We start from the raw sequence: 17,467 nt of genomic DNA on the forward strand, positions 1-17,467 counted from the left end.
TTTTTAGACTCCTGATTCGCGATAATGGACGTCGCTAACGGCACGCAGACGTTCTGCCGCCTGTTCCGCCGTCAGGTCACGCTGGGTTTCCGCCAGCATTTCATAGCCCACCATAAATTTACGCACCGTCGCAGAGCGCAGCAGCGGCGGATAGAAATGGGCGTGCAGCTGCCAGTGTTGATTCTCTTCGCCGTTAAACGGGGCGCCGTGCCAGCCCATGGAGTACGGGAAGGAGCACTGGAAGAGGTTGTCGTAACGGCTGGTCAGTTTTTTCAGCGCCAGGGCAAGGTCGTCACGCTGCGCCTCGCTGAGATCGGTAATGCGCTTCACGTGCGCTTTCGGCAGCAGCAGCGTTTCAAACGGCCAGGCGGCCCAGTAAGGGACGACGGCCAGCCAGTGTTCGGTTTCCACCACGGTGCGGCTGCCGTCGGCCAGCTCGCGCTGCGTGTAATCCACCAGCATCGGGGAACCGTTTTCCGCGTAATACGCTTTCTGCAGACGGTCTTCACGCTCGGCTTCGTTGGGCAGGAAGCTGTTCGCCCAGATCTGGCCGTGCGGGTGCGGGTTAGAGCAGCCCATCGCCGCGCCTTTGTTTTCAAACACCTGCACCCACGGATAGCTCTGCCCCAGCTCTGCGGTTTGCGCCTGCCAGGTGCTGACCACCTCTTTCAGCGCGTCCACGCTCAGCTCCGGCAGCGTTTTGCTGTGATCGGGCGAGAAGCAGATCACGCGGCTGGTCCCGCGCGCGCTTTCGCAGCGCATCAGCGAATCGTGGCTTTCCGGCGCGTCCGGGGTATCGGTCATCAGGGCGGCAAAATCGTTGGTGAACACGAAGGTGCCTTTGTAGTTCGGGTTTTTATCCCCGGTGACGCGCGTGTTGCCCGGACAGAGGAAGCAGTCCGGGTCGTGCCGTGGCAGCGTCTGTTTTGCAGGCGTCTCCTGCGCCCCCTGCCAGGGGCGCTTGGCTCGATGCGGAGAGACCAAAATCCACTGCCCGCTTAGCGGGTTAAAACGACGATGCGGGTGATCGACGGGATTAAATTGCGTCATGACGGATCCTTAGTCCGGATAGCCCTGCGGATGGCGTGACTGCCAGTGCCAGGTATCCTGTGCCATTTCATCAAGCGTGCGGGTAACACGCCAGTTAAGCTCTTTATCGGCTTTGGTGGCATCGGCCCAGTAAGCAGGCAGGTCGCCATCACGACGCGGGGCGAAGTGGTAGCTCACCGGCTTACCGCAGGCTTTGCTGAAGGCGTTAACCACGTCCAGCACGCTGCTGCCGACTCCGGCGCCGAGGTTGTAAATATGCACGCCCGGTTTGTCAGCCAGCTGCTGCATCGCCGCCACGTGGCCGTCTGCCAGATCCATCACGTGGATGTAGTCACGCACGCCGGTGCCGTCTTCGGTAGGGTAGTCATTGCCAAAAATCGCCAGCGAGTCGCGGCGGCCTACGGCGACCTGGGCGATGTACGGCATCAGGTTATTCGGGATGCCCTGCGGATCTTCACCCATATCTCCCGACGGATGCGCGCCGACCGGGTTGAAGTAACGCAGCAGCGCGATGCTCCACTCCGGCTGTGCTTTTTGCAGGTCGGTCAGGATCTGCTCCACCATCAGCTTGCTTTTGCCGTACGGGCTTTGCGGGGTGCCGGTCGGGAAGCTTTCAACGTAAGGGATTTTGGGCTGATCGCCGTAGACGGTGGCGGAGGAGCTAAAGATAAAGTTTTTGACGTTCGCTGCGCGCATGGCAGAAATGAGACGCAGAGTACCGTTGACGTTGTTATCGTAATACTCGAGTGGTTTCGCAACGGATTCACCGACGGCTTTCAGACCCGCGAAGTGGATCACTGCTTCGATGGCGTGGTCGTGAAGGATCTCGGTCATCAGCGCTTCGTTGCGGATGTCGCCTTCCACGAAGGTCGGCTGTTTTCCACCAAGACGTTCAATCACCGGCAGCACGCTGCGCTTACTATTGCACAGGTTATCGAGGACGATCACATCGTGACCATTTTGCAGCAGCTGCACACAGGTATGACTTCCGATGTAACCGCTACCACCTGTTACCAGAACTCGCATAATTCGCTCCATTGGGCTTATGGTATGTAATAACCATAGCATAACAGAGACGCGAAAAGTGTGACATGGGATAAAATAGTGGAATCGTTTACACTCGGTTTTACACTCGCTTTTTCAATGACTGACGACATTCTAGATCAAAGGGATAGCGATGTATTGATGCAAGTTATCTGAAAAAGCAGAGGGCAGTGCCCTCCACAATTAATCGATTTTGCTGAGAAGGTAGCGATAGCGCTCTCCGTCGGGGACAAACTCAAGGCGATGCGTGATACAGGAGGGCGCATCTTCGGCATGGTGTGAAACGAACAGCAATTGCGTTTCGCCCTCACTAATGAGGATATCGACAAAGCGACGGACCAGCTGGCGGTTTAGCGGATCCAGCCCCTGAAGCGGTTCGTCGAGAATCAACAGCGTCGGGTGTTTTACCAGCGCGCGAACAATGAGTGCCAGGCGCTGCTGTCCCCACGACAGGCTATGGAACGGCGCGTCAGCAACCCGGCTGTCCATGCCCAGAATATCCAGCCACTGCTGAACCAGCTTGTGCTGTCTGTCCGACACCGCCTGATAAATGCCGATGGAGTCGAAATACCCGGAGAGGATCGCGTTGCGCACCGTGGTACTGACGCGGTAATCCAGATGCAGGCTGCTGCTGACGTAGCCAATGTGCTTTTTGATATCCCAGATGGTTTCACCGCTGCCGCGACGTCGGCCAAACAGCGTCAGATCGTTGCTGTAGCCCTGCGGGTGATCGCCGGTTACCAGGCTCAGCAGCGTCGATTTCCCCGCGCCGTTAGGGCCGACAATCTGCCAGTGTTCGGCGGGATTAACCGTCCAGCTAAGGTGGTTCAGGATCGGTCGATCGTCATAGGAGACCACGCCGTCGCGCAGAACGATAAGGGGCTGGTGGGGATCGAGGCCGTGGCGTGCCGCCGGGGCGTCGGGCTCCGGAAGCGCGATACCGTCCAGTTTTTCGCTGTGCGCTAGCTGAGCAATCAGCGCCTGCCTGAGCAATGCGGATTTTTCCCCGGTTTCGGCCAGATTGCAGTCTGCCAGTACGCCCGCGTTCTGCACGAAATCCGGAATTTCATCAAAGCGGTTAAGCACCAGTACGATGGTGTAACCATCCTGATTAAGCGTTCCTAACAGGGCGGCCAGCTGGGCACGGGAGTGCACATCCAGCCCGTCGAACGGCTCATCCAGAATCAGCAGTTCCGGCTGGCTCATCAATGCCTGGCACAGCAGCGTTTTGCGCGTCTCGCCGGTGGAAAGGTATTTGAAGCGCCGGTTCAGCAGGGCGGAGATGCCAAACTGCTCCGCCAGTTGTTGGCAGCGGGCTGGGTTTTTGACCTCGTCCTGAATAATTTCTGCTGTGGTGCGACCGGTATCATCTTCACCAGGGCTGAGCAGGTCGGTGTTGTTGCGCTGCCACTCATCGCTCACCAGCTTCTGGAGCTGTTCAAACGACAGGCGCGTCAGGCGAGTGAAGGTGTTCTGGCGTTCGCCTTTAAGCTGGGTTAGCTCTCCGGCCAGAGCTCGCGCCAGCGCTGATTTGCCGCTGCCGTTGGTTCCCACAAACGCCCAGCTTTCGCCTGCGCGCAGCGTTAAATCAGGAAGGGTCAGCGTTCGGGTATCGCTAAGACGAAACGTGCCTTGCGAAATATGCAATGATGACATGATGTATCCCATTTTTTGCAGCGATAGATGTCAGGGATACTGGCTGTCGGCGCGATTGTCAATGCACTCAGCACAATGTGGCGATAATCACCCGGTCAGCGTTGAAATATGCGGTAACGACAGCACCTTCTTCTAAACCGTTCGCCTCCTCAGCGGGGAGCGTCGCGCAGAGAGGTTGCCCATCCGGCAGCGTCATCAGCACTTCGCACTGTTCTTCGCCGCGTTCGATATGGCTGATGGTGCCCTGCAGCTGGTTATCTGCACCACTGGCCTGCTCCGGGTTGCGCGTAATGCTGACCCACGGCGCTTTGAGCAGCACCAGTACCTCTTTGCCTTCGTCCAGACCAAGGCGCTGCCCGCTCTGCGCGGTGATCGCGGCTTTCAGACGAGTAGTACCATCCGCAAGCAGGATGTCGATATGCTGTTGCACCAGGGCGTCGTCACGAGCCGTGACCTTGCCAAACCACTGATTGCGGGCGCTGGTCTGCAGTGAAAAACGTGAAATGGCGGCCAGCAGACTGTCCAGCGGGACGTTGTCATCATCGCTCAGTACATCGAAGGCTTTTTGCTGGATCTGCGCCAGCAGATCGTAGAGCTGGATCAGACGCTGACCGTAACGCGTCAGGACGGCTCCACCGCCGCCTTTGCCGCCTGTTGCACGGTCAACCAGCGTTTGCTCGCTCAGGGTGTTCATCTCATTGATGGCATCCCAGGCGCTTTTGTAGCTGATGCCCGCGTTTTTAGCACCCTGGCTAATCGAGCCTGTTTGTTCTATTTGTTTAAGCAGGGCGATACGTCGCGGGTCGGCAAAAAGCTTTTGCTGAAGTCGTAAGGTGAGGAGAATTTCGGCCTGCATAACAGTGTCCTGGCAAAAAGTGTATTGTGACCCAAATGGCGCAGGGCGCAAAGTGCACCGCACAAAAGGGGATGTTTTTCTCACTTGAAAGGGTAGAATAAGCCGTTCACAATAACTGGAGAAAACCATGTTAGAGTTGTTGAAAAGTCTGGTATTCGCGGTAATCATGGTACCAGTAGTGATGGCCATCATCCTCGGTGCCATCTACGGCCTGGGTGAAGTGTTCAACGTCTTTTCGAACATTGGTCACCGAGACCAGGCTAAAAAGCAGCATTGATTCCCTCCAAAACGCCCGGTTAACCCGGGCGTTTTGCTCTCAAGTATTTCTTTCCATCGCCGATATCTTTCTTAGCAACAGGCCGTTTACTCATTAATCGGTACCATTTAACGCTGGGATCTCCCTGACTATACCGTTATATTAATATGTATATAACGATGATGACAGGAGCTACAAATGGCACGTACATGGGTACGCCTTTTCGCAGGGGCAACGCTGACGCTTTCACTTACCGGACACGCGCTGGCGGACGACGGTAAAATTACGGTCTTTGCGGCGGCGTCGTTGACCAATGCAATGCAGGATATTGCGGCGGCGTATAAAAAAGAGAAAAACGTTGATGTGGTCTCGTCGTTTGCTTCCTCTTCGACGCTGGCGCGCCAGATAGAAGCGGGTGCACCGGCCGATCTGTTCATCTCTGCCGACCAGAAGTGGATGGACTACGCGGCTGAGAAAAAATCGATTGATGCCGCAACCCGCGAAACGCTGCTGGGGAATAGCCTGGTGGTCGTGGCACCGAAAGCCAGCGATCAGGGCGATCTCACCATCAACAAGGCGACCGACTGGACCCGCTTGCTGAACGGGGGGCGTCTGGCGGTGGGCGATCCGGAACATGTGCCTGCCGGGATTTACGCCAAAGAAGCGCTGCAAAAGCTGGGCGCGTGGGAAAGCCTGTCTCCGAAACTGGCCCCGGCGGAGGACGTTCGCGGCGCGCTGGCGCTGGTAGAGCGTAACGAGGCCCCGCTGGGGATTGTTTATGGCTCTGATGCCGTTGCCAGCAAAGGGGTGAAAGTGGTTGGTACGTTCCCGGAAGACTCGCACAAGAAAGTGGAATATCCTGTTGCGATTGTTGATGGACATAAAAATGCGACCGTGACGGCCTTCTATGACTATCTGAAGGGGCCAGACGCGTCTGCGATCTTTAAACGTTATGGATTTACGACTCACTGATGATATTGACCGATCCTGAATGGCAGGCTGTGCTGCTGAGCCTTAAAGTCTCTTCCCTCGCGGTTGCGCTGAGTTTGCCCTTTGGGATCTTCTTTGCCTGGTTACTGGTTCGCACCCGGTTTCCGGGCAAAGCCCTGCTTGATAGCGTTCTTCATCTTCCCCTTGTGTTACCGCCCGTGGTGGTCGGTTATCTTCTGCTCGTCTCGATGGGGCGACGCGGTTTTATCGGCGAGAAGCTCTACGACTGGTTTGGGCTGACGTTTGCTTTTAGCTGGCGCGGCGCGGTGCTGGCGGCGGCGGTGATGTCATTCCCGCTGATGGTGAGGGCTATCCGCCTCGCGCTTGAAGGCGTGGACATGAAGCTCGAACAGGCGGCACGCACGCTGGGAGCCGGACGTTTACGCGTCTTCTTTACCATCACGCTTCCGCTCACGCTGCCGGGAATTATTGTCGGAACGGTGCTCGCGTTTGCCCGTTCGCTCGGCGAGTTCGGCGCGACCATCACCTTTGTCTCGAACATTCCCGGCGAAACGCGAACCATCCCGTCCGCAATGTATACCCTGATTCAAACCCCTGGCGGTGAGGGAGCGGCGGCGCGTTTGTGCATCATCTCGATAGTTCTGGCGCTGGCTTCTCTACTGGTATCTGAATGGCTGGCCCGGCTTAGCCGCGAGCGAATGGGGAAATAAGCATGCTTGAACTCAATTTCACCCAGACGCTGGGAAACCATACCCTGACGCTTAACGAGACGCTACCGGCTAGCGGCATTACTGCCATATTTGGCGTTTCCGGTGCGGGGAAAACGTCGCTGATTAATGCCATCAGCGGCCTGACGCGCCCGCAGTCCGGGCGTATTGTCCTGAATAACCGCGTTCTAAATGACGTAGAAAGTAAGGTCTACCTCTCTCCGGACAAACGCCGCATTGGTTACGTTTTTCAGGATGCGCGACTATTCCCGCACTACAGCGTGCGCGGCAACTTGCGCTACGGCATGGCGAAAAGCATGGCTACGCAGTTTGATAAGCTGGTGGCTCTGTTAGGCATTGAACCGCTGCTGGACAGGCTACCTTCCTCGCTCTCGGGCGGAGAGAAGCAGCGCGTGGCGATAGGGCGTGCCATTTTGACCGCGCCGGAGCTGCTGCTGCTGGACGAACCGCTGGCTTCGCTGGATATCCCACGCAAGCGTGAGCTGCTGCCGTATCTGCAACGTCTGGCGCGGGAAATCAATATTCCGATGCTCTACGTGAGCCATTCCCTGGATGAGATTTTGCATCTGGCAGACAAGGTGCTGGTGCTGGAAGAGGGCAGCGTGAAGGCCTTCGGCAGCCTGGAAGAGGTGTGGGGTAGCAGCGTGATGCACCCGTGGCTCCCGAAAGAGCAGCAGAGCAGTATCCTGAAAGTGAGCGTACTGGAACACCATCCGCACTACGCGATGACCGCGCTGGCGCTGGGCGATCAGCATCTTTGGGTCAATAAGATCGACAAACCGTTACAGTCCGCGCTGAGAATTCGCATCCAGGCGTCGGACGTCTCGCTGGTGCTGCAGCCGCCGCTGCAAACCAGTATCCGAAATATTCTGCGCGCCAAAGTGGCCGAGTGTTTTGACGATAACGGGCAGGTGGAAGTGAAGCTTGAGGTTGGCAGCAGGACGCTCTGGGCGCGCATCAGCCCGTGGGCCAGGGATGAGTTAGGCATCAAGCCCGGCCTGTGGCTTTACGCGCAAATCAAAAGCGTCTCGATCACCGCCTGATTACAGCAGGTGGGTATAAATGTACTGCGCGATGCTGTCGGTGGTGTTATCGCCGATCACCACGTTAGCGCGCGCTTTGACCGCGTCGTCGGCATTGCCCATCGCCACGCCCGTTCCTGCGGCTTCCAGCATGCTGATGTCGTTGTAGTTATCGCCAAAGGCGATCACATCCTGCATCGACCAGCCCTGAGATTCCACATACTGCGTCAGGCGTTTGCCTTTGCTGTTACCTTTGCGGGCAATATCCACCTGATCGTGCCAGGACCATTCGCACTCCAGACCCAGCGTCTCCTCGACGTGCTTCGCGAACGCATTCAGTTTGGTGGTGTCTTCATCCGTCAGGGCGAATTTCCAGATAGCCTCAACGTCCTGTGCCGCCTGACGCAGAGAGGAAACCTGCGTAAAGACGGGGCGCTGCGCTTCCGGCAGGGAAAGCGCCCAGTTGCTGGTGCGTACCACATGGCCGGTCGGGCGCTCGTACATCATCGCGTTATCCACGTACATCAGGCCGTGAATGGCGTGCTCATCCAGCAGATCAATTAATTGCAGCGCCTGAGGAACCGGCAGCGGATCGGATGCCAAAACCTTTTTTGCATGATAATCATACAAATAGGTGCCGTTACAACAAATTGCAGGTGTATCTAACGCCAGTGCCTGATAAAAAGGATGAATGGCAACGTGATGTCGACCCGTTACGATAAGGAGTTGATATCCCACTTCCTGCACGCGCTTAAGCGCTTCAAGAGAAGAGGGGAGCAGGGTTTTCTGAGGGGTAAGTAATGTTCCGTCTAAATCCAGTGCAATCACACGCGAGGTCATTTGTTCTTCCGGGTTAATGTTGAATTTTAGGTCTCAGGGGATGTTACACCGAGAGTAAATCGCTGCAAAATTCCTGGCTAAAATTCAGCATTCACCGTTAAAAATAATCACTTTCACGTGCAGTGAGGAAAGGAGTATTCATGAAACAAACCGTTTATACCGCCAGTCCTGAAAGTCAGCAGATCCACGTCTGGCGTTTGAATGCAGAAGGTTCGCTCACGCTGGTTCAGGTTGTTGATGTTCCGGGGCAAGTACAGCCAATGGTCGTCAGCCCGGATAAACGTTTTCTCTACGTTGGCGTGCGCCCCGAGTTCCGCGTGCTGGCGTACCGTATCTCTCCCGATGATGGCGCACTGACCTACACCGCCGAAGCACCGCTGCCGGGTAGTCCTACCCATATCTCTACCGATCGCAAAGGGCGCTTCATCTTCAGCGGTTCCTATAATGCGGGCTGTGTCAGCGTGACCCGTCTTGAGGAGGGTATTCCGGTGGATACTGTCGAGGTGGTGGAAGGGCTGGAAGGTTGCCACTCTGCGAATATCTCCCCGGACAACCGTACGCTGTGGGTGCCTGCCCTGAAGCAGGATCGCATCTGCCTGTTTACCATGAGCGATGACGGGCATCTGGTGGCACAAAACCCTGCCGAAGTGACGACAGTAGAAGGCGCGGGTCCGCGCCATATGGTCTTCCACCCGAATCAGCAATATGCGTATGTGGTTAACGAACTGAACAGCTCAGTAGACGTGTGGGAATTGAAAGATCCAAACGGTCAGATTGAGTGCGTGCAAACGCTGGATATGATGCCGTCTGACTTCTCCGACACCCGCTGGGCGGCCGATATCCACATTACGCCGGATGGTCGTCATCTGTATGCGTGCGATCGTACCTCCAGTCTGATTACCGTCTTTAGCGTCTCTGAAGATGGCAGCGTGTTGGCGATTGAGGGCTTCCAGCCAACGGAAACCCAGCCGCGCGGCTTTAATATCGATCACAGCGGCAAATACCTGATTGCGGCGGGGCAGAAATCCCACCATATCGCGCTGTATGAAATCAAAGGCGAGCAGGGGCTGCTGGAAGAGAAAGGGCGTTATGCCGTCGGCCAAGGGCCAATGTGGGTAGTGGTAAACGCTCACTAAGCGGCTAAAAACAAAAAAAACCTCGCGAATGCGAGGTTTTTTATCTCTGTAGGCCGGGTAAGGCGAAGCCGCCACCCGGCAAAACATCTTACTGCTTCGGCTCAGCAACCACTTTGCTACCCACACCGCGGTTGTTGTATTCCCACATGCGGTTGAAGCTAGCGTCGTTCAGATTGCGCTGCACGATGCCTTTATCGTCCACCGTCCCGGTGGTGCCGGAGAACGGACGTTTGGAGATGGCCGCGTCCGCCCACGGTTTGGCGATATTGAAGCCTTCGTTGATCACGCTGTCACGGATAACAACCTGGCCGTTAGTGGCAGAGTCCACATCCAGAGAGCGACCCAACTGTGCAACGTTGTCACCTGCAGCAGTGAAACGGCTGTTCACCGCCAGGAAGCCGTAGAAGAGGTTTGACTGTGTCGCTGGCGCAAACACATAACCTTCCTGCTGCGTACGCGAGTTCACCACGCGGAAGTCGGTGTTATCAAACACCACTGCGCCACGACCAGAGACCAGATCCACGTCGCCTTCAACGTAGCTGTTGGTCACCAGGGTACGGGTCAGGCGGTTATTTTGCAGGGTGTTCTGCACACCGCTATTGGTCACGAAGAAGGTGTTCTGGCGACCCAGAATATTCACGTTGTTAATCTGTACCTTGTCGCCATCGCTGCGCAGCGCCACGGCCTGATGATTACCCGCGTCCACGCTGTCACCCAGGGTATTTTGAATGGTCAGGTTCTGCAATTGCAGACCGTTATTCTGCGACCAGACTACCGCTGAGCACATCACGCCAATGGTGGCGGCGCGCTTGCTCTGGCAGTTATCAAACATATACCACGCAGGTTTACCCGGCATGTATTTACCGGCCGGGTTCACAAGGTGACGCCAGGTGGTGGTGTCGATTTCGGAATCAATCGCCAGGCCAATTTTCACGTCGAGCGCTTTTTCGCCCAGACCATAAATCGTAATGCTGCCCGGCGCCGCTGGTACGTAAACGGTACCTTCATATTCACCTGGCAGGATCGCGATGTACTGACGCGATGCGCTGTGTTTAGTGATAGCCGCGTCAACTGCCGCCTGGATAGAGGTATGGGTTACGCCCTGCGCCCCAGCCGGACCCACAACGAAGTTTGGCTGTTTTGGCAGGGTAATAGAAGACGGCGTCCACGGTGCAGCATTGGGATCCATCGCCGTGAAGTAACGCGCCTGGGTGAAGTTTTTCGCTTCATCGGCGGACAGGATCGGGCGAGATGAGGTCCCCGGCGCAACCTGCTCAGAAGGTCGCTGATCCGGCGGGGTTGAGCTGCAAGCGGATAAAGTCACGCCAAAGGCAAGTGCTAACGCCAGACGGGAAATCCTGGAAATGTTCAAGGTGAAGCTCCTGGGTATGCAAGTCTTAACGGGATAGACGAAATAGCCTGCTTTTTTATACTAAGTTGAGCGAAACGGGAAGATAAAAAGGGTAAAAGTTGCGTTTTTGCCCTCAGGGGGCGGGGAAGTCATCACAAATAAATAACATTTTCCATGAATGCGGTTGACACCAGACAGCAGATGAAAATAAATGTCTATACAACCCATGACAAGTGGAATCCCCATGCAGCAGCTTCATCCCGACGATGTGATATGGCGAAATGCGCGGCTGGCAACAATGGTTGCTGGCGAGCCGGAACCTTATGGCCTGAAAGAACAACACGCTCTGGTGGTCAGGGGCCAAACCCTTCTGGCCGTTGTTCCCGAGTCTGAACTGCCTTCCGGACACCCTCACAGCGTCGATCTTCAGGGACGTCTGGTCACGCCAGGCCTGATTGACTGCCATACCCATCTGGTGTTTGGCGGCGACCGCGCGGCGGAGTGGGAGCAGCGTCTGAACGGTGTGTCTTACCAGGCCATCAGCGCGCAGGGGGGCGGGATTAACGCCACCGTGACGGCGACGCGCAGCAGCTCGCCGGAAACCCTGCTAGAACTGGCGCAACAACGGCTCCAGCGTCTGATGAATGAAGGTGTGACGACGGTTGAAATCAAATCGGGATACGGGCTAAACGCCGAAGCCGAAGAGAAGATGCTGCAGGTCGCTCGCCAGCTGAGCCTCAATAATCCTATTGATATCAGCCCAACGCTGCTGGCGGCCCATGCGGTTCCGGCGGAATACCGGCAGGATCCGGATGCGTATCTCACGCTGGTCTGCGAGCAGATCCTGCCCACGCTGTGGCAAAAAGAGTTATATGAAGCAGTCGATGTGTTTTGTGAAAACGTCGGCTTTACCCCGTCGCAAACCGAGCGCCTCTTCCAGGCTGCTACCGCGCTCGGTATCCCGGTGAAAGGGCACGTCGAGCAGCTGTCGAATCAGGGCGGCGCGGCGCTGGTCAGCCGATACAAGGGACTTTCTGCCGATCACATTGAGTATCTCGATGACGCAGGTGTACAGGCGATGGCGGAAAGCGGCACGGTTGCCGTCCTGTTGCCGGGGGCGTTCTATTTCCTTCAGGAGCGTCAGCGTCCGCCGGTTGAACAGCTCAGAAAACAGGGAGTCCCGATGGCCGTCGCCACCGACTACAACCCCGGCACCAGCCCGTTTGCCAGCCTGCACCTGGCGATGAACATGGCCTGCGTCCAGTTCGGCCTCACGCCGGAAGAGGCCTGGGTTGGCGTAACGCGACACGCGGCGCAGGCGCTGGGGCGCGGCGCCACGCACGGGCAATTAAAGGCCGGATACGTGGCGGATTTTATCGTCTGGGATGCAAAAAATCCGGTAGAAATGGTTTATGAACCGGGACGTAATCCTTTGTATCAACGCATCTTCCGGGGGAAAACACGATGACACTGTGGCGGTTCACATCACCGCAGATCTGGCAGGGGCGCGATGACAGCGCTGAAGCCACTCATGCAAAACGCATTTTCCAGACTATTCAGCAACGTGAAGCGTTTTCACCTGCACCTTCAGGCATTGGCCTTATAGGTTTTGAATGTGATGAAGGGGTGAAGCGCAATCACGGCAGACCCGGCGCGGTGCAGGCACCCGATACACTTCGCCGGGCGCTCGCGAACATGGCAAGCCATCAGGGACATGAGCGGCTTGTGGATATGGGCTCAATTTATCTCGAGGGCACAGATCTTGAAGCCGCGCAGCGGGCATTAAGCGATGCGGTGGTGCAATGCCAGCAGTCCGGGATGCGCACGCTGGTGTTCGGTGGCGGGCATGAAACCGCGTGGGCGCACGGCCGCGGCGTGCTGGACGCTTTCCCGAACGCGCGGGTTGCCATTATCAACCTTGATGCCCATCTCGATCTGCGCAAAGCCGATCAGGCCACGTCAGGCACGCCGTTTCGCCAGCTGGCGAATTACTGCGATGAGCGCGGGCGGGAATTTCAGTACGCCTGCTTTGGCGTGAGCCGGGCGGCGAACACGCTGGCGCTGTGGGATGAGGCGGAACGTCTTAACGTCACGCTGGTGGAGGATCTGCATTTCAGGCGTGATGCGCTCTCCATACTGGAAAAGGTGCTGGCGCAGGCCGATCGCGTTTATCTCACGATTGACCTGGACGTTCTCCCTGCTGGAGAAATGCCCGCCGTCTCGGCCCCTGCTGCACTGGGCATACCGGCGCTGGATCTTATGCCGGTCATCGAACGCATCTGCCGCAGTGGAAAACTGCAGGCCGCCGATCTGGTAGAATTTAACCCGCAGTACGACCGCGATGGGCAGGGCGCAAAGCTTGCCGCCCGTCTGGCCTGGCAAATTGCTCACTGGTGGGCATAACACTATTCAAGGAGTCACGATGTTTTCACGCTCACCTCTGCCGCCCTCGAGCCCTCCCGCGCCTTTCTACGAAAAGGTGAAGCAGGCCATTAGCGAAAAAATTGCCACCGGCGTCTGGCGGCCGCATGACCGCATTCCCTCGGAGGCCGATCTGGTGGCGCAGTTTGGTTTTAGCCGCATGACCGTCAACCGGGCGCTGCGTGAACTGACCGACGAAGGGCTTCTGGTACGCCTTCAGGGCGTGGGGACGTTTGTGGCGGAACCAAAAGGGCAGTCAGCCCTGTTTGAGATCCGCAGTATTGCCGATGAGATAACCTCGCGAAATCACCAGCACCGCTGTGAGGTGCTGGTGCTCGAAGAGACCCAGGCCAGCGCCGAGCAGGCCGTAGAGCTGAATGTGAAAGAGGGAAGCCGCATTTTCCATTCGGTGATGGTGCATTTTGAGAACGACATTCCGGTGCAGATTGAAGATCGCTGCGTGAACGCTGAACGGATCCCGGACTATCTGAACCAGGATTACACCCACACCACGCCGCATGCGTATCTCTCGCTCGTCGCCCCGCTGACGGAAGGGGAGCACATTGTGGAGGCGGTTCGCGCCACGCCGCAGGAGTGTGAGTTGTTGCGCATCAAAGAGCACGATCCTTGCCTGCTTATTCGCCGCCGCACCTGGTCATCCTCGCAGATTGTGTCGCATGCCAGACTGCTGTTTCCCGGTAACCGTTACCGGCTGCAGGGCCACTTTATGTCATAAGTTTTATAAGCGTGATCGCTAACGCAATATAACAAAATTGTATCTTTTTTGTTAAATTCGACCTTGTGTGTGCTTGTCTATACAAGTATATCTTAATGCATCATCTGTCCCGTATGAGGAGCACACAATGTCGTCAGGTAAATACCGCCAGCAGGACGTTCGCGCGCCGCGCGGCACCACGCTTACCGCCAAAAGCTGGCTCACCGAAGCACCGCTGCGCATGTTAATGAACAACCTTGATCCTGAGGTAGCGGAAAATCCCCACGAGCTGGTGGTCTACGGCGGCATTGGCCGCGCCGCGCGCAACTGGGAGTGCTATGACGCCATTGTCGAGTCCCTCACCAACCTTGAAACTGACGAAACTCTGCTGGTGCAGTCCGGCAAGCCGGTTGGCGTATTTAAAACCCACAAAAACGCGCCGCGCGTGCTGATTGCCAACTCTAACCTGGTGCCGCACTGGGCCACCTGGGAACACTTCAACGAGCTTGATGCGAAAGGGCTGGCGATGTATGGCCAGATGACCGCCGGGAGCTGGATCTACATCGGCAGCCAGGGGATTGTGCAGGGCACATACGAAACCTTCGTGGAATCCGGTCGCCAGCACTATAACGGCTCGCTGAAAGGCCGCTGGGTATTGACCGCCGGTCTCGGCGGCATGGGCGGCGCGCAGCCGCTGGCTGCCACGCTTGCCGGTGCGTGCTCGCTGAACATTGAGTGCCAGCAGAGCCGCATTGATTTCCGTCTGCGTACCCGTTACGTCGATGAACAGGCAACCGATCTGGACGACGCGCTGGCACGCATCAAAAAATACACTTCCGAAGGCAAAGCGGTGTCGATTGCCCTGTGCGGCAACGCGGCGGATATTCTCCCGCAGCTCGTCGCCCGCGGCGTGCGCCCGGATCTGGTCACCGACCAGACCAGCGCCCATGACCCGCTGCACGGTTACCTGCCAAAAGGCTGGACGTGGGAAGAATATCAGCAAAAAGCGGAAACCGACCCGGAAGGCACCGTGCTTGCCGCAAAACGCGCCATGGCGGAACACGTTTCCGCGATGCTGGCCTTTAGCCAGATGGGCATTCCGACCTTTGATTACGGCAACAACATCCGCCAGATGGCGAAAGAGATGGGCGTAAGCAACGCCTTCGACTTCCCGGGATTCGTTCCGGCCTATATCCGCCCGCTGTTTTGCCGCGGCATCGGTCCGTTCCGCTGGGTTGCCCTGTCCGGCGACCCGGAGGACATCTACAAAACTGACGCCAAAGTGAAGGAGATCGTCGCCGACGACGAACACCTGCATCGCTGGCTGGACATGGCTCGCGAGCGCATTAACTTCCAGGGCCTGCCGGCGCGTATCTGCTGGGTAGGGCTGGAGTGGCGGCAAAAACTCGGCCTCGCCTTTAACGAAATGGTGCGCAGCGGTGAAGTCTCCGCGCCGATTGTCATTGGCCGCGACCATCTGGACTCCGGCTCCGTCGCCAGCCCGAACCGCGAAACCGAAGCCATGCGCGACGGTTCGGATGCGGTCTCCGACTGGCCATTGCTGAACGCCCTGCTGAATACCGCCAGCGGCGCGACCTGGGTATCGCTGCACCACGGCGGCGGCGTAGGGATGGGCTTCTCCCAGCATTCCGGGATGGTCATCGTCTGTGACGGAACCGACGAAGCCGCCGCGCGTATCGCTCGCGTGCTGCACAACGACCCGGCCACCGGCGTGATGCGTCACGCGGATGCGGGTTATGAGATTGCCATTGACTGTGCCAAAGAGCAGGGGCTGAACCTGCCGATGATCCCTGCCACACAAGGAAAGCAATAATGAATGCATTAACACTCACTCCCGGCTCGCTGACGCTCAAACAGCTGCGTAGCGTCTGGCGCCAGCCGGTTACGCTCTCGCTGGATGACAGCGCGCACGCCGCCATTAACGACAGCGTGGCCTGCGTGGAGGCGATTGTTGCCGAAGGGCGCACCGCCTACGGGATTAACACCGGCTTTGGGCTGCTGGCGCAGACCCGCATCGCGACACACGATCTGGAAAACTTACAGCGTTCGCTGGTGCTGTCACACGCGGCGGGCGTCGGCCAGCCGCTGGATGATGAGATTGTGCGTCTGATGATGGTGCTCAAAATCAACAGCCTGGCGCGCGGTTTCTCCGGCATTCGCCTGAGCGTCATTCAGGCGCTGATGGCGCTGGTCAATGCGGAAGTCTATCCGTGGATCCCGGCGAAAGGCTCAGTTGGGGCATCTGGCGATCTCGCGCCGCTGGCGCACATGTCGCTGCTGCTGCTGGGTGAAGGCAAAGCGCGCTGGCAGGGCGAGTGGCTTCCTGCGAAAGAGGCGCTGAAAAAAGCCGGATTAACGCCCATTACGCTGGCGGCGAAAGAGGGGCTGGCGCTGCTGAACGGCACCCAGGCATCGACCGCTTTCGCGCTGCGCGGCCTGTTTGAAGCGGAAGATCTGTTTGCCTCGGCGGTGGTGTGCGGTGCGCTGACCACCGAAGCCGTGCTGGGCTCGCGTCGTCCGTTCGATGCCCGCATCCACGAGGTGCGCGGTCAGCGCGGGCAGATTGATGCCGCCGCGATGTACCGTCACGTGCTTACAGATACCAGTGAGATCGCGGATTCACACCATAACTGCGAAAAGGTGCAGGATCCGTATTCCCTGCGCTGCCAGCCGCAGGTGATGGGCGCGTGCCTGACGCAGCTGCGCCAGGCGGCAGAGGTGCTGCTGGTCGAAGCCAACGCGGTGTCCGATAACCCGCTGGTGTTCGCCGGGGAAAACGAGGTTATTTCCGGAGGCAACTTCCACGCCGAGCCGGTGGCGATGGCGGCGGATAATATCGCCCTTGCGATTGCCGAAGTCGGCGCGTTGTCAGAGCGCCGCATTGCGCTGATGATGGATAAACATATGTCCCAGCTGCCACCGTTCCTGGTGCGTAACGGCGGGGTCAACTCGGGCTTTATGATTGCCCAGGTGACGGCCGCAGCGCTGGCAAGCGAGAACAAAGCGCTGTCGCACCCGCACAGCGTGGACAGCCTGCCAACGTCAGCGAACCAGGAAGATCATGTCTCGATGGCACCGGCTGCCGGGCGTCGTCTCTGGGAAATGGCCTCCAACACCCGCGGCGTGCTGGCGGTAGAATGGCTGGCAGCAAGTCAGGGTATCGATCTGCGAGAAGGTCTAAAATCCAGCCCGCTGCTGGAGCAGGCGCGTCATGCGCTGCGCGAGCACGTTACGCATTACGATGACGACCGCTTCTTTGCGCCGGATATTGATAAGGCGATGCAGCTTCTGGAAGAGGGAAGGCTTGTAGGTCTGCTACCTTCGGTGCTGTGATTTTCCCCTCACCCTAACCCTCTCCCACAGGGAGAGGGAATAGTCAGGTTTTCTCCCTCTCCCTGTGGGAGAGGGCCGGGGTGAGGG

Annotated in this window: 16 protein-coding genes; 10 read left to right on the forward strand and 6 right to left on the reverse strand. The window is 57.7% G+C overall.

What is annotated here, in order from left to right:
- Positions 1–3 precede the first annotated feature (3 nt).
- The 4 genes from galT to modE form a co-directional block, all read right to left on the reverse strand.
- Complete coding sequence (gene galT / locus ACOQH0_RS06820; protein WP_421511825.1) at positions 4–1,050, reverse strand: galactose-1-phosphate uridylyltransferase; 1,047 nt, start codon at positions 1,048–1,050, stop codon at positions 4–6.
- A 9-nt stretch (positions 1,051–1,059) separates the two neighbouring features.
- Positions 1,060–2,076 (reverse strand): UDP-glucose 4-epimerase GalE, encoded by a 1,017-nt coding sequence (gene galE / locus ACOQH0_RS06825; RefSeq protein ID WP_042719422.1) that lies wholly within the window; start codon positions 2,074–2,076, stop codon positions 1,060–1,062.
- 201 nt (positions 2,077–2,277) lie between these two features.
- Complete coding sequence (gene modF / locus ACOQH0_RS06830; protein WP_089598929.1) at positions 2,278–3,750, reverse strand: molybdate ABC transporter ATP-binding protein ModF; 1,473 nt, start codon at positions 3,748–3,750, stop codon at positions 2,278–2,280.
- A 67-nt stretch (positions 3,751–3,817) separates the two neighbouring features.
- The gene (gene modE, locus ACOQH0_RS06835) at positions 3,818–4,606 is read right to left on the reverse strand and encodes a molybdenum-dependent transcriptional regulator (protein ID WP_421511826.1); all 789 of its coding nucleotides are present in this window, start codon (positions 4,604–4,606) and stop codon (positions 3,818–3,820) included.
- A 127-nt stretch (positions 4,607–4,733) separates the two neighbouring features.
- Here modE and ACOQH0_RS06840 point away from each other — a divergent pair, with 127 nt between their 5' ends.
- From ACOQH0_RS06840 to modC, 4 genes are all read left to right on the forward strand, one after another.
- A complete protein-coding gene (locus ACOQH0_RS06840) occupies positions 4,734–4,883 on the forward strand; it encodes an AcrZ family multidrug efflux pump-associated protein (RefSeq protein ID WP_008501118.1) in 150 nt (49 codons plus the stop codon).
- 177 nt (positions 4,884–5,060) lie between these two features.
- Positions 5,061–5,834, forward strand: coding sequence for a molybdate ABC transporter substrate-binding protein (modA, locus tag ACOQH0_RS06845; protein WP_421511827.1), 774 nt, complete (start codon positions 5,061–5,063; stop codon positions 5,832–5,834).
- Positions 5,834–6,523 (forward strand): molybdate ABC transporter permease subunit, encoded by a 690-nt coding sequence (modB, locus tag ACOQH0_RS06850; protein ID WP_010428783.1) that lies wholly within the window; start codon positions 5,834–5,836, stop codon positions 6,521–6,523. The genes modA and modB overlap by 1 nt, the downstream gene beginning before the upstream one ends.
- A gap of 2 nt (positions 6,524–6,525) precedes the next feature.
- Positions 6,526–7,584 carry a molybdenum ABC transporter ATP-binding protein ModC gene (gene modC / locus ACOQH0_RS06855; protein ID WP_216357192.1) on the forward strand — a complete coding sequence of 353 codons (1,059 nt, stop codon included), beginning with the start codon at positions 6,526–6,528 and terminating at the stop codon, positions 7,582–7,584.
- Here the strand turns inward: modC and ACOQH0_RS06860 are convergent, their stop codons facing one another.
- On the reverse strand, positions 7,585–8,403 hold the full coding sequence (locus ACOQH0_RS06860) for a pyridoxal phosphatase (RefSeq protein WP_421511829.1): 819 nt from the start codon (positions 8,401–8,403) through the stop codon (positions 7,585–7,587). It lies immediately after the preceding gene.
- Between the two features lie 140 nt (positions 8,404–8,543).
- Between ACOQH0_RS06860 and pgl the strand changes: the two genes are divergently transcribed.
- Complete coding sequence (pgl, locus tag ACOQH0_RS06865; RefSeq protein WP_421511830.1) at positions 8,544–9,539, forward strand: 6-phosphogluconolactonase; 996 nt, start codon at positions 8,544–8,546, stop codon at positions 9,537–9,539.
- A gap of 88 nt (positions 9,540–9,627) precedes the next feature.
- Here the strand turns inward: pgl and ACOQH0_RS06870 are convergent, their stop codons facing one another.
- Positions 9,628–10,911: a putative acyl-CoA thioester hydrolase gene (locus ACOQH0_RS06870; RefSeq protein ID WP_421511832.1), complete on the reverse strand. Its 1,284-nt coding sequence runs from the start codon at positions 10,909–10,911 to the stop codon at positions 9,628–9,630.
- Between the two features lie 223 nt (positions 10,912–11,134).
- Between ACOQH0_RS06870 and hutI the strand changes: the two genes are divergently transcribed.
- From hutI to hutH, 5 genes are all read left to right on the forward strand, one after another.
- Positions 11,135–12,358: an imidazolonepropionase gene (gene hutI / locus ACOQH0_RS06875; RefSeq protein WP_421511833.1), complete on the forward strand. Its 1,224-nt coding sequence runs from the start codon at positions 11,135–11,137 to the stop codon at positions 12,356–12,358.
- Entirely contained in the window at positions 12,355–13,293 is a 939-nt protein-coding gene (gene hutG / locus ACOQH0_RS06880) for a formimidoylglutamase (protein ID WP_421511834.1), read from the forward strand. The genes hutI and hutG overlap by 4 nt, the downstream gene beginning before the upstream one ends.
- 19 nt (positions 13,294–13,312) lie before the next feature.
- Positions 13,313–14,047 (forward strand): histidine utilization repressor, encoded by a 735-nt coding sequence (locus tag ACOQH0_RS06885; RefSeq protein ID WP_029485009.1) that lies wholly within the window; start codon positions 13,313–13,315, stop codon positions 14,045–14,047.
- 127 nt (positions 14,048–14,174) lie between these two features.
- Positions 14,175–15,860 carry a urocanate hydratase gene (gene hutU, locus ACOQH0_RS06890; protein WP_421511835.1) on the forward strand — a complete coding sequence of 562 codons (1,686 nt, stop codon included), beginning with the start codon at positions 14,175–14,177 and terminating at the stop codon, positions 15,858–15,860.
- Positions 15,860–17,380, forward strand: coding sequence for a histidine ammonia-lyase (gene hutH / locus ACOQH0_RS06895; RefSeq protein WP_010428807.1), 1,521 nt, complete (start codon positions 15,860–15,862; stop codon positions 17,378–17,380). Before hutU ends, hutH begins: the two co-directional genes overlap by 1 nt.
- Positions 17,381–17,467 lie beyond the last annotated feature (87 nt).

The organism is Enterobacter sp. JS8-1 (assembly GCF_049187015.1).
GTDB classification, from domain to species: Bacteria; Pseudomonadota; Gammaproteobacteria; order Enterobacterales; family Enterobacteriaceae; genus Enterobacter; species Enterobacter mori.

What these genes read in the sequence shown, in the direction of transcription:
- hutG (WP_421511834.1), top strand. Translation starts at nt 12,355, where the DNA reads ATGACACTGTGGCGGTTCACATCACCGCAGATCTGGCAGGGGCGCGAT.
- modE (WP_421511826.1), bottom strand. Translation starts at nt 4,606, where the DNA reads ATGCAGGCCGAAATTCTCCTCACCTTACGACTTCAGCAAAAGCTTTTT.
- ACOQH0_RS06885 (WP_029485009.1), top strand. Translation starts at nt 13,313, where the DNA reads ATGTTTTCACGCTCACCTCTGCCGCCCTCGAGCCCTCCCGCGCCTTTC.
- modF (WP_089598929.1), bottom strand. Translation starts at nt 3,750, where the DNA reads ATGTCATCATTGCATATTTCGCAAGGCACGTTTCGTCTTAGCGATACC.
- pgl (WP_421511830.1), top strand. Translation starts at nt 8,544, where the DNA reads ATGAAACAAACCGTTTATACCGCCAGTCCTGAAAGTCAGCAGATCCAC.
- modC (WP_216357192.1), top strand. Translation starts at nt 6,526, where the DNA reads ATGCTTGAACTCAATTTCACCCAGACGCTGGGAAACCATACCCTGACG.
- galE (WP_042719422.1), bottom strand. Translation starts at nt 2,076, where the DNA reads ATGCGAGTTCTGGTAACAGGTGGTAGCGGTTACATCGGAAGTCATACC.
- ACOQH0_RS06860 (WP_421511829.1), bottom strand. Translation starts at nt 8,403, where the DNA reads ATGACCTCGCGTGTGATTGCACTGGATTTAGACGGAACATTACTTACC.
- galT (WP_421511825.1), bottom strand. Translation starts at nt 1,050, where the DNA reads ATGACGCAATTTAATCCCGTCGATCACCCGCATCGTCGTTTTAACCCG.
- hutH (WP_010428807.1), top strand. Translation starts at nt 15,860, where the DNA reads ATGAATGCATTAACACTCACTCCCGGCTCGCTGACGCTCAAACAGCTG.
- hutU (WP_421511835.1), top strand. Translation starts at nt 14,175, where the DNA reads ATGTCGTCAGGTAAATACCGCCAGCAGGACGTTCGCGCGCCGCGCGGC.
- hutI (WP_421511833.1), top strand. Translation starts at nt 11,135, where the DNA reads ATGCAGCAGCTTCATCCCGACGATGTGATATGGCGAAATGCGCGGCTG.
- modA (WP_421511827.1), top strand. Translation starts at nt 5,061, where the DNA reads ATGGCACGTACATGGGTACGCCTTTTCGCAGGGGCAACGCTGACGCTT.
- modB (WP_010428783.1), top strand. Translation starts at nt 5,834, where the DNA reads ATGATATTGACCGATCCTGAATGGCAGGCTGTGCTGCTGAGCCTTAAA.
- ACOQH0_RS06840 (WP_008501118.1), top strand. Translation starts at nt 4,734, where the DNA reads ATGTTAGAGTTGTTGAAAAGTCTGGTATTCGCGGTAATCATGGTACCA.